Source organism: Desulfosporosinus youngiae DSM 17734, from assembly GCF_000244895.1.
Classification (GTDB): domain Bacteria; phylum Bacillota; class Desulfitobacteriia; order Desulfitobacteriales; family Desulfitobacteriaceae; genus Desulfosporosinus; species Desulfosporosinus youngiae.
Window position 1 is genome coordinate 1,723,330 of record NZ_CM001441.1, and the last position, 14,601, is coordinate 1,737,930.

Annotated in this window: 10 protein-coding genes; 6 read left to right on the forward strand and 4 right to left on the reverse strand. The window is 42.3% G+C overall.

All coding sequences use genetic code 11. The annotated features are described in order from the left end of the window. Window positions 1-62 precede the first annotated feature (62 nt). From DESYODRAFT_RS08190 to DESYODRAFT_RS08200, 3 genes are all read left to right on the forward strand, one after another. A complete protein-coding gene (locus tag DESYODRAFT_RS08190; RefSeq protein WP_007781685.1) occupies window positions 63-1,778 on the forward strand; it encodes a methyl-accepting chemotaxis protein in 1,716 nt (571 codons plus the stop codon). Window positions 1,779-2,097: 319 nt separating this feature from the next. Further along, on the forward strand, window positions 2,098-2,748 hold the full coding sequence (locus DESYODRAFT_RS08195) for a class II aldolase/adducin family protein (RefSeq protein ID WP_007781687.1): 651 nt from the start codon (window positions 2,098-2,100) through the stop codon (window positions 2,746-2,748). A 201-nt stretch (window positions 2,749-2,949) separates the two neighbouring features. Continuing rightward, window positions 2,950-4,212: an adenosylhomocysteinase gene (locus DESYODRAFT_RS08200; RefSeq protein WP_007781688.1), complete on the forward strand. Its 1,263-nt coding sequence runs from the start codon at window positions 2,950-2,952 to the stop codon at window positions 4,210-4,212. Between the two features lie 53 nt (window positions 4,213-4,265). On the opposite strand, the gene DESYODRAFT_RS08205 is transcribed toward DESYODRAFT_RS08200, so the two are convergent. Together DESYODRAFT_RS08205 and DESYODRAFT_RS28660 are read right to left on the reverse strand one after the other, a co-directional pair. Beyond that, window positions 4,266-4,835, reverse strand: a complete 570-nt coding sequence (locus DESYODRAFT_RS08205; RefSeq protein ID WP_007781690.1) for a sugar O-acetyltransferase — start codon at window positions 4,833-4,835, stop codon at window positions 4,266-4,268. 117 nt (window positions 4,836-4,952) lie between these two features. Further along, the gene (locus DESYODRAFT_RS28660) at window positions 4,953-5,114 is read right to left on the reverse strand and encodes a hypothetical protein (protein ID WP_169315914.1); all 162 of its coding nucleotides are present in this window, start codon (window positions 5,112-5,114) and stop codon (window positions 4,953-4,955) included. 361 nt (window positions 5,115-5,475) lie between these two features. Between DESYODRAFT_RS28660 and DESYODRAFT_RS08210 the strand changes: the two genes are divergently transcribed. Together DESYODRAFT_RS08210 and DESYODRAFT_RS08215 are read left to right on the forward strand one after the other, a co-directional pair. Further along, on the forward strand, window positions 5,476-7,770 hold the full coding sequence (locus DESYODRAFT_RS08210; protein WP_007781693.1) for a type IA DNA topoisomerase: 2,295 nt from the start codon (window positions 5,476-5,478) through the stop codon (window positions 7,768-7,770). A gap of 634 nt (window positions 7,771-8,404) precedes the next feature. Further along, window positions 8,405-9,970: a BCCT family transporter gene (locus DESYODRAFT_RS08215; protein ID WP_007781695.1), complete on the forward strand. Its 1,566-nt coding sequence runs from the start codon at window positions 8,405-8,407 to the stop codon at window positions 9,968-9,970. Window positions 9,971-10,037: 67 nt separating this feature from the next. On the opposite strand, the gene DESYODRAFT_RS08220 is transcribed toward DESYODRAFT_RS08215, so the two are convergent. Next, on the reverse strand, window positions 10,038-10,949 hold the full coding sequence (locus DESYODRAFT_RS08220) for a LysR family transcriptional regulator (protein ID WP_007781697.1): 912 nt from the start codon (window positions 10,947-10,949) through the stop codon (window positions 10,038-10,040). Window positions 10,950-11,007: 58 nt separating this feature from the next. After that, window positions 11,008-12,429 (reverse strand): sigma-54 interaction domain-containing protein, encoded by a 1,422-nt coding sequence (locus DESYODRAFT_RS08225; RefSeq protein WP_007781699.1) that lies wholly within the window; start codon window positions 12,427-12,429, stop codon window positions 11,008-11,010. 750 nt (window positions 12,430-13,179) lie between these two features. Here DESYODRAFT_RS08225 and DESYODRAFT_RS08230 point away from each other — a divergent pair. Beyond that, window positions 13,180-14,601, forward strand: coding sequence for a trimethylamine methyltransferase family protein (locus DESYODRAFT_RS08230; RefSeq protein WP_007781702.1), 1,422 nt, complete (start codon window positions 13,180-13,182; stop codon window positions 14,599-14,601).

The following is a 14,601-nucleotide window of genomic DNA, read 5'->3' on the forward strand; positions in this document are numbered from 1 at the left end:
AATCATATAGGAGGTCATAGTAATGATTTGAAAGATTTCGAAGAACAAGGGAGGAATCGGTTTTGAATTGGATACATAATAGAAAAACAGCCTTTAAAATCGGAATCATAATTGCTATAATGGCTATCGCTTTAGGTGGAGTAGGATTAATCGGCTATTACTATTTTCAACAAGCGAGTACCGCCCTTAATAATTTATATGATCACGATTTAATACAAATTCGAGACATCAATCAAGCCCGTTCGGATAGTAACGCTCTGAAATTTTCAGTTTTGGCCGTCGCCTCATTTCCATTGGACGATGCAAGTCGGAAACAACAGTTAGATCAAGTGGTGTCGCGTGAAAAATCCATTGATAAGTTTCTGGCAGAATTTCAACCCTTAGCTACAACAAGTTATGAACAAGAAAGGATTTTAAAGGCCCTAGATCAGTTTAAAAACTTAAAGGCGGTAATTCAAAAAACTTTAGATTATGAGAAGGCAGGTCAAAAAAGTGAAGCTATAGATTACTTTTATAAAGCGGGATTTATAGGGCTTGAGGAGTTCCAAACCATTTTGCGTGAACTCGGAATTTTTAATATCCAAGAAGCTAAATCCCAGGTAGATGCCGACAACCTGCAGATTAAAAGGGCCCAATCGGTTCTGATCTTTTTACCTATTGTGACCATACTTATCGCAGTTTTTATTGGTATTGTCATTACTAGAATGATTATTGGTCCATTGAAAAAGATCTTAGAGAGTGTTGAAAAGGTTGCAGAGGGAGACCTTAATGAAGAAATCACGATTAATTCTTTAGATGAAGTAGGTCTTCTCGCTGCAGCATTTAATGCCATGATCATTAATCTGCGAAAGTTGGTAACTCAAATATCGGATTCAGCGGAGCAACTTACGGCAGCCTCACAAGAAACCTTCGCTGCCATGGAACAGAATTCTCAAGTTTCCAATCAAATTAGCTTAAGCATTTCTGAGGTTGCAAACGGTTCAGAACAACAGGTCAAAGCTCTTACGGAAACTACTGCGACCATTGAAGAGCTTTCAGCCAGTATTGAAGAAGTCGCTTCCAGCGGGAATATTGTGGCAAATACGGCAACTAAGACGGTGCAAATTGCCAAAGAAGGTAATATAACGATTAATCAAGCGGTAGAGCAAATGGGCCTGGTTGGAAGTTCAACCGAGCTTGTTCAGAATGCTGTTAAGAAATTAACCCTTGGTTTTGATAGTATAATCGAATTTATCGATGTCATAACTAATATCTCTTCTCAAACAAACTTATTAGCCCTGAACGCGGCTATTGAGGCAGCGCGTGCAGGTGAGCATGGCCGTGGTTTTGCGGTAGTAGCCGAGGAAGTACGCAAACTTGCTGAGCTGTCAAGAGATTCAGCTGTTAATATTGTTGCTACAGTTCAAGAAAATCAAGCAAACATCAGGGAAGCAAGCCTTGCAATGGATAGTGCCGTACGTAGTGTTGCGGATGGTGTTAAGGTAGTAGATACCGCCGGTAAAGCTTTTGCCCATATTGCGAGCTTAATTGATGAAGTTTCCGTGCAGGTTAACCAGATTGCGGCAGTCGTTCAACAAATGGCTAGTGGGAGTCAATATATCGTTTCTTCCGTCATGTCCATTGATCAGGTAACTAAAGAAACTTCCAATCGAACTATGGACGTCAGCGCCGCGGTTGAAGAACAAACTGCTGCAATGGATCAGATCTCAGAGAATAGTAAGAGTTTAGCAAAAATGGCGGAAGACCTGCGCTATATTATTGAAAAGTTTCGTATATAAAGGCTAGAGATACTTTATACTTAATTTAAGTAAAATAAGAAGGCCATGTTTGAACGGTGCTTTTTTACGTAGTCTCCATACCGCTTATGCGACGCCAATTGTAGGGGCAATTCATGAATTACCTCTTATTCAGAAACGAATTAGGAAGTTAAATAAGCAAATATAATTACCGGAAAAATGAGGGAGGTGAAAAGCCTGGTTTATGGCAACATTTAGGGAGGTCTTGCCTTGAATCCTGTAACGTTGCCGCTTGCAAGGGTGAAAGCGCACTTTTCAAGCTTTAGATAGTATTGGTGTGTTTTGAACCAGGCTGTAATAGATGGATGAACTCTTAAAAACTCGTAAAAAAATAGTTGAGAAGGGGATTGAAATAATCGCTAAAAACCTTACGGTAGGCACATGGGGAAATATTAGTTCCCGGGTGCCGGGAGAGGGCTACATAGCTATAACCCCGACGGGAATGAGCTATGATATCCTAGTGCCGGAAGATATCACAGCCGTCGATTTAGAGGGAACCATTGTCAGTGGGACTCGTAAACCTTCCATTGAAGTACCGCTGCACCTAGCGATCTATAAAGCCCGCGAAGATGTGCAGGCAATCATCCATACCCATAGTGCGTATGCAACTGCTATGGCTGCAGCACGGAAGGAAATACCGGGAGCTGTTGAGGACTTAGTACAGATTGTCGGTGGAAACGTCAGGGTTAATGAATACGCACTGCCCGGAACTGAGCAACTCGGCATGAATACGGTGAAGGCACTGGAAGGACGAAACGCGGTGTTATTAGCGAATCACGGAATGATAGGGGTTGGGCGTGATTTAGATGAGGCTCTGAAAGTATGTCAAATTGTTGAGAAAACAGCCCAAATCGTCCTTTTTGCCCAGCTCTTGGGTGGAGTCGTTGAATTATCTCAAGAGGATATAGACGGAATGCGAAACTTCTACCTTCAGGGCTATGGTCAAAGATAGTCAATTCCTTTCCAACTTGATAGAATATTAGATTGGTTGTAGAAAACCAGTGATTTAGAGTATAATTATTTGAGACAGTATATACTTGCAGTAACTCACGCAAGTTTAAAAAATCGTTCCTGAAGTTGAAAAGCAGAGGATGCAAGTTGAGAACTTTCCCCGAGTTTGCGCAGAGAAATATTTTGAAAGAAGGTATTGTTCGTGGAGTTAAAATACACAATCCGTGATTTATCATTAGCCCCTGAGGGACAGCGAAAAATTGACTGGGTCATCCCGCGTATGCAAGTTCTTAACAAGATACGTGAGGAATTCGAGAAACAATTACCTTTTGCAGGAAAGAAAGTCGTTATCTGCTTGCATTTAGAGGCCAAAACAGCTTATCTCGCTCAGGTGATCAAAGCCGGAGGTGCAGAGGTTACTGTAGTTGCCAGCAATCCGCTTTCCACCCAGGATGATGTTGTGGCTGCTCTTGTTCAAAGCGGAATTGGTGCCCATGCCTGGTACAATGCCTCAGAAGAAGAGTATCATTCCCATCTTCAACTGGCGCTGGATACGGAACCGGACTTTATTATTGATGATGGAGGGGACTTAGTTTCTACAATACACACAACTCGCCCAGAGCTTCTGAAGAACGTCAAGGGAGGAGCAGAGGAGACGACCACCGGGGTTCTGCGCTTGCATTCTATGGCGCGTGACGGGGTTCTGAAGTTTCCGATGATAGCGGTTAATGACGCTCAATGCAAGTATTTGTTCGACAATAGGTATGGCACCGGACAATCTGTATGGGATGGCATTATGCGAACGACAAACTTAGTAGTAGCCGGAAAAACGGCGGTTATTGCGGGGTATGGCTGGTGCGGCAAAGGGGTTGCTCTGCGTGCTAAGGGGTTAGGAGCCCGGGTCATTGTTTGTGAGATTAACCCGATAAAAGCAAACGAGGCGCTGATGGATGGTTTTGAAGTTATGCCAATGGTTGAAGCGGCTAGATTCGGGGATTTCTTTATAACGGTGACGGGCAATATGGATATTATAAATAAAGAGCATTTTGTCCTCATGAAATCAGGTGCGATTATGTGCAATGCCGGGCATTTTGATGTTGAGGTTAATGTGGCCCAGCTGAAGGAAATATCCGTTTCTGAAAGAACTGCCAGGATGAATATTACCGAGTACACTCTCCCCAATGGCCATCAAGTGTATGTCCTTGCTGAAGGGCGCTTAGTTAACCTTGCTGCGGGGGATGGACATCCGGCAGAAGTTATGGATATGACCTTCGCTTTACAGGCACTGTCCCTGGAGTATGTTGCTTTAAATCATGATAAACTGTCCCCTGGGGTCCATCAGGTCAATACAGAAATTGATGAGAGAGTAGCTATGCTGAAACTTCAGTCCCTAGGGTTATCCATTGATAAATTAACCAAGGAGCAGGAAAAGTATCTCGCATCTTGGAGTCCGGAAGAGGTCTAAGTAGCTTTTAACAGCTATGGATTTAAGCTCGAATACGGCCAGCCCCGAGCACCTTAAGGTATTCGGGGCTTTGGTATTTCCCGAATGGCCTTACACGGATTCCCCACTGCTACGACATTAGCCGCAAGATCTTTTGTCACGACACTCCCTGCGCCAATAACGCTATTATCGCCAACGGTTACCCCAGGCAGGATTGATACTCCTGCGCCTATCCAAACATTATTGCCAATGGTGATGGGATAGGCATATTCATAACCCTTTATACGTTGCTCTACATTAAGGGGATGTCCTGCGGTATATAGGCCTACATTAGGCCCCAGCAAAACGTTGTCGCCGATTGTAACCTTTGCGCCGTCGAGAATAATGCAGTTATGGTTGGCGTAAAAGTTATTCCCCACATGAATGTTGTAGCCATAGTCACATTGAAAGGGGGATTCCACCCAGATATCGTTACCGGCTCTGCCAAACAGTTTTTGGAGAAGGGCATTCCGTTCTTGTTTTTGAGAAGGGCGCAGACTGTTAAAATGAAATAACAGTTCTTTGGCGGACTGCCGGTCTGCCAGGAGAGAATCATCAAAAGCGAGGTAGAGCAAACCTTTTTGCATTTTTTCGTGTTCAGTCATAATTTATCTCCTTAAAGTTTTTTGAAGAGGAGCCGCCCATGCCGCTGATGCGGCATCAGCAGAGGATGAAAAGGAGCTGTGTCCGGGTCGGGCAGCTTCGCCCACATCCGTGCAAGATTAGTTAATTCGTGCGAAGACAGTGTCTTCGTACCGCAGCACTCCGAGGCTCGCCCACTCGCCGGTGCGGGACTCCGCCAAACCTCCGGGTAATACCTGATGTGAACCCGTGGCTCCGTCTCCCCGCACCGTCTTGTGGGCTTTTACCGCCTCTCCATGCAATGGGTTCGCTTCTGTGGACGAAGCTGCCCTGCTTGCGGGCCTGGCGATTATTCTGCATGTCTTTAATTTTTTAGAGGAGCCGCCTATGCAGCTGATGCGGTACCAGCAGAGGACGAAAAAGGGAGTCTTCTTCGGGGGAGTAGTTTTACAGTAATGGATACTAGGTATAATTATAGTTTGTCTGCATATATCAATGAATTTATTCAGAATTCTAAAGAAACAGTGGACGAGAGACCACTTTATTCTGAATTTATAGTATACTATACATGTATTGGATTTATAGGTGATTTATGGAATATATATAGTGAGTTGTTGATTACTTGTTGTTAATAAAAGGAGAAAGAGAGGCTGGGCTAAGAGCGTGGGAAAAACATTAATTATTGCAGAAAAGCCGTCTCAAGCTCGTGAATATGCTGCGGCCTTGGGGGTTCGGGGCAAAAGGGATGGGTACTTGGAAAATGAGCAATATGTTATTACTTGGTGTTACGGGCATCTCTTGGAGTTAGAGCGGCCGGAAGCTTATATGGATATTGAGCGGGTCGGAAAACGATGGGGTTTAAAGCGCTTGCCGGTTCTCCCTAGCTTGAAGGAGTTTCGTAGGGTAGTCAAACCAGGTGCTGATAAACAATATCAAGTGATTCAAAGCTGGCTGAAGTCTTCCGATATAGAAGAGATTATTTGTGGAACAGACGCTGACCGGGAAGGACAGCTGCTCTTTCAAGAAGTCTGGGACGCTTCTGAGTGCCGTAAGCCTTTGTCGAGGCTTTGGATTTCCTCGCTAACGAGTGCGGCTATACGGGAAGGATTGAAAAGTCTTCGTTCCGCAGAATCGGTAGCCGGCTTGGCGGCGGCTGGTAATGGGCGGGCCTTCGCTGATTGGGATTTTGGCATGAATTTGACAGAGGGCTTTACAGCCTTATTTGGGAGTTTTGATTCTGTCCGGAAAAAACCTAATGTGATCTCCATAGGAAGGGTGCAGACGCCGACACTTGCCTTGATCGTAGAACGGGAATGGGAAATTGAACGCTTTGTTGCCCAGCCGTTCTATGAAGTAAAGGCTGAATTTGTTGCTGCCCAAGGAGAGTATCCTGGCAAATGGTTTGATCCGGCCGAGGATTCGAAGCGGATTACAGACCCCCAAGAGGCTGAAGCCATTGTAACAAGAACCCGGGGTAAATTAGGCAGCATCGGGGAGTTGGAACAAAAAGAGATTTTAGAACCGGCTCCCCTTCTCTTTGATTTAACTTCTTTGACCATCGCCGGCTCTAAAAAGTATGGTTATAGCGCAGAAAGAGTTCTTCAATTAGCCCAATCTCTTTATGAAAAAAAGTCCATTACTTACCCGCGTACGGACTGCGCCTATCTTTCCGAAGATATCCTGCCAAAGTTGCCGGCTCATTTAAATGCCGTCAGTCAAGAACCCTATAAGGATTTGGCAGAGCAGGCGAGAGGTTTTGGCATACCTAAAGGGAAACGCGTGATTAATAAAATTACTGCTCACCATGCCATCATTCCAACAACTGAAAAAGTTATTATGGGGAGGCTCAATCGGGATGAGCAGCATCTTTATGATTTAATTGTGCGGCGTTTTTTGGCGGTTTGGTTTCCGCCGGCTCGCTATCATCAAACCGATGTGGTAACGTTGGTTGGGGCCGAACACTTTCGCACACGAGGCAAGACTCTGTTGAGCCCGGGCTGGAAAGAGGTCTATGAATTTGATGAAGGGAAGGAAGATCAGCCTGAAACCTCAAGAGGGCGGAAAAAGCGCGGACCTTCAGGAGACAATGAGGAGGCTTCCCTCCCTCCCTTAACCATGGGGGAGGCTGTTCAGATTAAGCAAGTTTTCTGGGAGGAAAAAAGTACAAAGCCTCCTAAACCATATACTCAAGGTGATCTGCTTAAGGCTATGGAAGGTGCAGGAAAACAGATTGATGATGAAATTCTGCGTCAGCAAATGAAAGGGAAAGGACTAGGTACGGTTGCTACTCGTCCGGCCATTATCGAGAGCTTAATCGATAGGGGGTATATCTTTCAGAAACAAAAGTCTTTGCGGCCCTCGGCAAAAGGTGTCGAATTAATTCGTTTAATCAAAGAAAAGCTGCCTGAAGCTCAACTGCTCATTAGTGCCGAGATGACGGGGCAAATGGAGTATAATCTTGCCAAGGTTGAAAAGGGAGAACTATCTATCGAAGGGTATATGTCAGAGGTTGAAGCCGCTGTCAAACGTATTGTTGCAGAACTTCGTTCCTTTGAGCAATCTCACGGTAAACTGCCTTTAGCCTATTCATCTGCTTCTGAGGTTACAAAAAACAGCAAGAAGAAAGAAGAGGGCGTAAAAGCGGTTCGCCGGAAGGAAAATAACAGTAATAGTACTGACCAATCTTTAGGATACTGCCCGAAATGCGGCGCTGAAGTTATTGAAGGCAAAAAAGGATTTGGCTGTTCCAATTGGCGAAGCGGGTGCCGTTTTGTATTGTGGAAGACACCCATTTGCGGTAAAACTCTGACTCTAAACCAAGTCAGACGGCTTTTAAAAACCGGTAAGACCCCCTTGATTAAAGGGTTTAAGTCGAAAGCAGGGCAATCATTTGCGGCCTATTTGATTTGGGAAGATGCCGCTGAGGCCAAATTGGCATTTAAGTTTAAGTCTTCCTGATTTACAGAAATACTTTGAAAATTAAGTCTTGGTGACTTACATGAGTCATCAAGACTTAATTATTTGTGATTGAAAAGTTACAATCTTTAAATTACTCTGAGCTATGCTTTTCGTGGTTTGATAAATGGGGCCTGAAAGCTTAGCATAAGTCCTTGAAAATACGTACATAGTCCACTGCTATTAAACTTTCTGAGGTAACATATTGATTTGTGTGATAATTGGCAAAGAACTTGCAATTAAAGTTGTGGGACAGAAGTTAAGCATTTTATAGAAGGAGGTTTTGATGGTCATTTTAGGGCAATGAAATATTTGAATCAAAGGAGGAATAAAAGTAAAGGATTAACGGTATTATTACGCATTTTTCATGATATATCTTTGTAATTCTTACTTAACAAATCATTTTAAACTTTATGCAAGCCTAGTGAGGTAAAATAGCTATACTAAGGCCGATAACCTAGGGGTCTTAGCGGGCATCAGTATAGGATTGTTTTTCACGGACCTGAAAATACCAAGAAAGTAGTAACCAAGGATTTTGCTTTCGTAACACATACTATAGATAGACACGTGAATTTATCAGCTGACTTTTCTTCTTAAACCCGGTTCTCAGATTAAATCACAAGAAAGGGTGAATAACTTGTCACAAGAGAAGTCCAAAGGTATATATGCTCGTATTAATCCTGTTGTTTTCTGGGGCAGTGCCATTTTATGTGTTGTGTTATATGCTCCAATGCTTATTTTTGGTACGGAGCTGCAACCCTATGTTTCAACCATCTTAAAAGCTATAACCTATAGAATGGATTGGTTATGGTTATTATTTGCCTTGGGCTGTGTAGTGTTTTCACTTTGGTTAGCTTTTGGCAGATATGGTAATGTAAAATTGGGCGGACCGGATGATAAACCCGAATTCTCAGACTTCAGCTGGATATCGATGATGTTCACAGGCGGTGTCGGAGCCGGTTTAGTTTATTGGTCTATGGCCGAGCCTATTTTTTATCTTAAGTGGCCTCCTTTCTGGGGTGAGGCATTTTCAGCACAAGCTGCGCAATTCTCTATTGCTTATGGAATATTTCACTGGGGTATATCGGCCTGGGCTATCTTTGTCCCGGGGGCTATCGCCTTTGCCTACATGATTTACGTAAGAAAAAAACCTTACTTCTATCCAAGCTATGCTTGCAGGGGAATATTGGGGGACAGGGTAGACGGATGGCTTGGCAGAGCTATTGATATCTTCGTTATTATCGGTCTGGTAGGCGGATTAGGAACAACCTTAGGAACGGTTGTGCCTATGATGTCGGCCGTAAGCGCCAATATGCTGGGTATTGAGGATTCTATGGCGGTAAAAGTTGGGGTCACACTGGTGATTTCGGCTGTATTTGGCTATAGTGCTTACTCCGGTTTAAATAGCGGAATTAAAAAATTGTCGGAATTAAATAGTTGGTTATGCATGGGATTACTGGCTTTTGTTATGCTGGTAGGCCCCACCCTATTTATGCTATCCTTTTATGTTGACAGCCTAGGGGTTTGGGCTACTAACTTTTTACGAATGAGTTTATATACAGATCCGATTACCAAATCCGGTTTTCCTCAGGACTGGACAGTGTTTTACTGGGCCTGGTGGGCAGCATGGGCCATGTATTTCGGATTATTTGTTGCCAGGATCTCCAAGGGGAGAACGATCAAAAACGTTGTTCTGAATATGATGGTTGTAACGACAATCGGCTGTTCACTATTCTTCTTAGTGTTCGGCAGCTATGCAGTAGATCTTCAGCTTAATCAAGGGATAGCACTTGATGTAACTTTGGCTGAGGCCGGTGCCGGGGCAATGATTACCCAAGTTATAAATACCTTACCCTTAACTGCAATAGTGATTCCCTATTTCTTATTTGTAATGCTTATTTTCCAAGCTACGACCATCGATTCCAACGCGTTCATTATTTCCATGATCGCTTGCAAAGAGGTTAGGAACGATCAGGAATCTCCCCGCTGGACGAGACTTTTCTGGTGTTCACTCCTGGCAGTGATCGGGGTGGCTATCATGATGGTGGGCGGGTTACCGGTAGTTCAGCTTTCATCCGTTGCCACCAGCGTCCCTATTATATTTATTATCATCATCTTAGGGCTGTCCCTACGCAAGTGGCTCAAGGAGGATTTCGGCCAAGAAGCTAAAGTGCAAGTTGTCGATTATCCGGAAGAAGACTAATCATAATGCACCAAAAGAGGGTGGCTGATCACGGCCATCCTCTTTTGGGTAGTGTACGTTTTAGTTGCTATTTTGAAATGGGTGTGGAAATTTCACACATAGATTTAAGGACTTCTATAAATTCCTTTTCTACTTGAGAAACAGCATATCGGTTCGACCTTATTAATCCAACGGTTATGCCTAGACTAACATCACTAATGGGGATAGGTATTATTTCTCCTGATTGCAAGTATATATCGTTAGTCGACATGAACTTGGGAAAGAAGGAGATAGCAATTCCTTGAGAAACGACTCTTTTGATGAGTTCAAAATTACAGAACCTAAACACCACATTTGGTTCGCCGTACTGTTTCAATATACTTGTAATGCCCCCATTATTCTTTGCAAATTCGTCATTATAGGCAACAAAGGGATATTCAAGCGCTTCTTTCAAAGAGACTGATTCTTTTGCTGAGAGAGGAGAATCTTTTCCGGCATATATCAAAAATTCATCTGAGAATAATTCCTCTCTGCAAATATCTTTTCCTTGGATTTCTTTAGTTAAAAGAACGATCCCAAGATCATTCTTTCCAGATTGGATGTTTTGTAAAATGCTAATTGACTCACCTACTGTTAAATTAATATTGACTTTTGGGTGTTTATTTTTTAAGTGGTATAAAACGTTAGGTATTATCTTATCTCCCATGCTCGGGATAATTCCAACGGATAGACTGCCGGTTAATGAGGAAGAGTTGGCAAGCTGTTTAATCTCTTCTACGGTATCAAGAATAAGGCGTGCTTTTTCAATAACCATTTCTCCGATTTCTGTTGGGTAAGCGCCTTGGGTAGTGCGCTTAAACAGTACTGTCCCTATTTCGTCCTCAAGTTTGCTTATCGAAGAGCTGACTGCAGGCTGAGTAATAAAAGCATGCTCCGCCGCTAGTGAAATTGAGTTGTATTTAGCAACCTCAATTAAGAGAGATAACTGTTCTAATCTCATAAAATACCTCCGACTGCATAAGAAGCTCTTCAAAAGAAGGAGACTTATTCTAATACTTTTAACTATTTTGACCGGTAGTGCTGCTCTGCTTATAGTTACGTACGATTCGAGTTACTTTACTTTGGCTGATATTCAGAGTGCTTGCAACTTTATAAGAACTACGCAGCGTATTATATAACCGTATTATGATAGCCTCTTCGTCACTAGATTTCTTAAGATTCTTCCAGTTTGATAGCTCATCTTGAAGTAAACTTCTACTGGCGGGAACGGATGGAAGTTTAAATATTTTACTGGGTAAATGTTCAGGTGAAATATATCCTTCGGGAATTGTAACCACTAACCGCTCAGCTAGATGTTCCATTTCGCGTATATTTCCTGGCCAGGAATAATTTTCTAGAATAGACAGACAACGTTTATCAAATTTATGAGAGTATGCATACATAAGGTCATATTTCTTTAAAAAGAATTGTAACAAAGGAATAATATCCTCTGCTCTTTCTCTTAAAGGGGGAGTATCTATTTCAATTACGCTTAACCTGTAATATAGATCTTCGCGGAACTTACCTTCTTGAATTAATTGAACTAGATTTCTATTGGTAGCTGCAATAATTCGTATGTCAATTTTCTTATGTTCTTTTCCACCGACAGGAATAAATCGACGCTCCTGAATAAGCTCTAATAACTTTGCTTGGATTGCTAATGGAATTTCACCGACTTCATCAAGGAAAAGAGTCCCGCCGTTTGCAAGTTCTACCAGACCTACCTTGCCATACTTGTCTGCTCCTGTAAAAGCACCGCGGCAATAACCGAATAATTCTGATTCTAAAAGGTGCTCAGGAATTGTGGCGCCGTTAATACAGATAAACGGCCCATCTTTTCGACCGCTCATTTTGTGAATATCCATAGCTAAAACGTTTTTCCCAGTTCCGGATTCCCCTAGGATTAAGACGGTTGAATTCACAAGGGCTACCCTCTGAACAATTTCCAGGCACTGCTTCATCTTCTCATCACGAAAAGAATATCCTTTAAAATAACTTACTTGTTGGCTTAACTCTTCTACTTTGTTCTTATAATGGCTAACCAGTTTTTTGGTTTTGTCCAGGTCCTGTTTTAATTGTTCGATTTGCGTAATATCACGACTGTTCATAACAATGAACTCTACGTCGCCGTTCTTATTAAAGACTGGGGTAGCGGTCACAACAAGTTTGATGCCATATTTTGTAGTTTGCTCTAATGTAACCGATGATTTATCTCGAAAAACAATGGGGGCAAGGGCCGGAGAATAATACCCTTCCTCTAATAAATAATGAAAGTTTTTTCCGATGATCTCAGATGGATCTAAACCATAATGTTTCTTACATGCATCATTAACAAATATTACAACTCCTTTGCTGTTGACAACAAAAATCTCATCAAAGGAATTGTTCAATATCATTTTGAAATCGTCTTTGTCCAAATTGCTATCGTTAAATTCGACCAAATTCAACAACTCCCTTTGTGGTAATTTCTCAAGATGTGTCGTCATATAAAAAAATTGTTATAAAACAACTAATATTCAGCTTTTACACTATATTCGGTAGAATCAATTAAAAATCCTGCATTCAAAAAAATAAGTCCAATTTGACTTATTTTTTTGAATGCAGGATTTTTAATAACGGTTACAAGTTAAAAGGTGCCTATAGTTTTGATACATTGTTAATTTAGTCCCGAATTGCATGTATTCTCGGCGGATAATTCATTAGAACACTTGGCCAGCGCTCGAAGACCCTGTCTTCGCACGTAACTTAGCAAAAAAGCCTTCAGGTCTAGGCGATCACCATAGCTGCATTTTTCTAATTTAGTACAAAATAACTCTTGGACCATTTCCTATTGCAGGCATGAAAATTGCATTATATAATGTTAACTTGCTGAATTGTTTCAATTTTGAACAATTTCCGAAGTCTAGACCATCGTCAGCACTTGCTTCTTCTGTAGTATCGAAGATGGCGACTATGGGCTAAATTATGACAATCAATCAATGTGAGGTGGTGTAGAACTAAATCAATAATTCGTGGTTTAAAAGGAATTGAACTTAATGTATCTTTTTCTTCCTAGTATTTATCATGTTTAGGAGGGTAATCAAATAGCAAGTCAGTTAGACTCAACTTAAGTCATCTGACTTATTATAGTAGGCTGATAAGTTGCCTGAAGATTTGCATTAAGTTTCAGTACTATGTGAGAGGGTGCAAAAATGACTTTAAAATCAAGGTTAGAAGTATTGACGAAGGATGATTTAGTGAGGGTGCATGATGCCACTCTGAAGATTCTTCGGGAGACGGGTGTAGTATTTCATAGTGAGGAAGCAATTGAGGTTTTCAAAAAACATGGAGCTAGGGTAGAGAATAAAACAGTTTATATATCTCGTGAGATGGTTGACAAAGCTTTAGCTACCGCTCCGCGCAGCTTCCGAATGCGCGCTCGTAATGATAAATATTCTGTAACTGTTGGTGAAGGATTTTTGATACAGCCTAATGTCGGTCCGGTTTATATTCAAGACTTGGATAAGGGACGTCGTGAGGGAACTTTAGAGGATTATGCCAATATCCAGAAACTATGTCAGGCTAGTGATGTTGTTGACTTGGTAGGGACAATTCCGGTTGATCCCAGTGATGTTAACAGTGATGACAAATATATGCTTATGATGTATCAGGCCCTGAAACATTCAGAGAAGCCAGTGATCGGATTTTGCGCTAATACTCAACAAGTTCGTCAGCAACTGGACATGGTTGAGATTGCCATGGGTCAACCAGGATTTCTGTTAGATAATCACTGTACTGCGGTGCTGGTAAATTCACTGAGTCCATTAGCCTATGCTCCTGACACATTGGAAACTATGATCGAATATGCCAAACGCAATCAGGTTATTTTGCTTGCTCCCTGCATCATGGCAGGAGTCAGCGGACCAATATCCCTCTTGGGAACGGCAGTCTTGCAAAATACTGAAACTATTGCCGGATTGGTACTAGTTCAATTAATCAACCCCGGTTCGCCGTTAGTATATGCAACAGCCTCCACCTCGGGATATATGAAGGAGGCTACATATGCGGCTGGTACACCGGAAGCTATGCTCATTAATACAGCCAGCTTACAAATGGGTTTGGATTTCTATCACTTACCGGTAAGAACAATGTCTGGAATTACTCACTCCAAAACCGTGGATTGCCAGGCAGGGTATGAAACCATGCAGAGTTTAATGATGGGAATGATGAGTGGGGCCCACATGTCGGTTCAGAGTTTAGGTGTATTGGACGCTATCATGACTACTTCTTATGAGAAGTTCGTCATTGATGAGGAACTGATCAGGAGAGTACGAAGAATTTCTCAAGGTATTGATACTTCTGATGAAGCCTTAGCGGTAGATGTTATTCAAGAAGTAGGACATACGGGCACCTATCTAAGTCATATGAGCACTTTTGAGAAATTCCGCTCTCTGTGGACCCCCACAGTCTCGGATTGGGGAAATTATAGCGACTGGAAGGATTCCGGTTCAGAAGATGTGGTGATCCGGGCAAATCGTAAGTTCAAACAAATTCTTCAAAGTGCTCCGGATACTTTGTTGATGCCAGAAATAGATAAAGCACTATCAAAGTATATTGATGCTAATTCCAAGTAG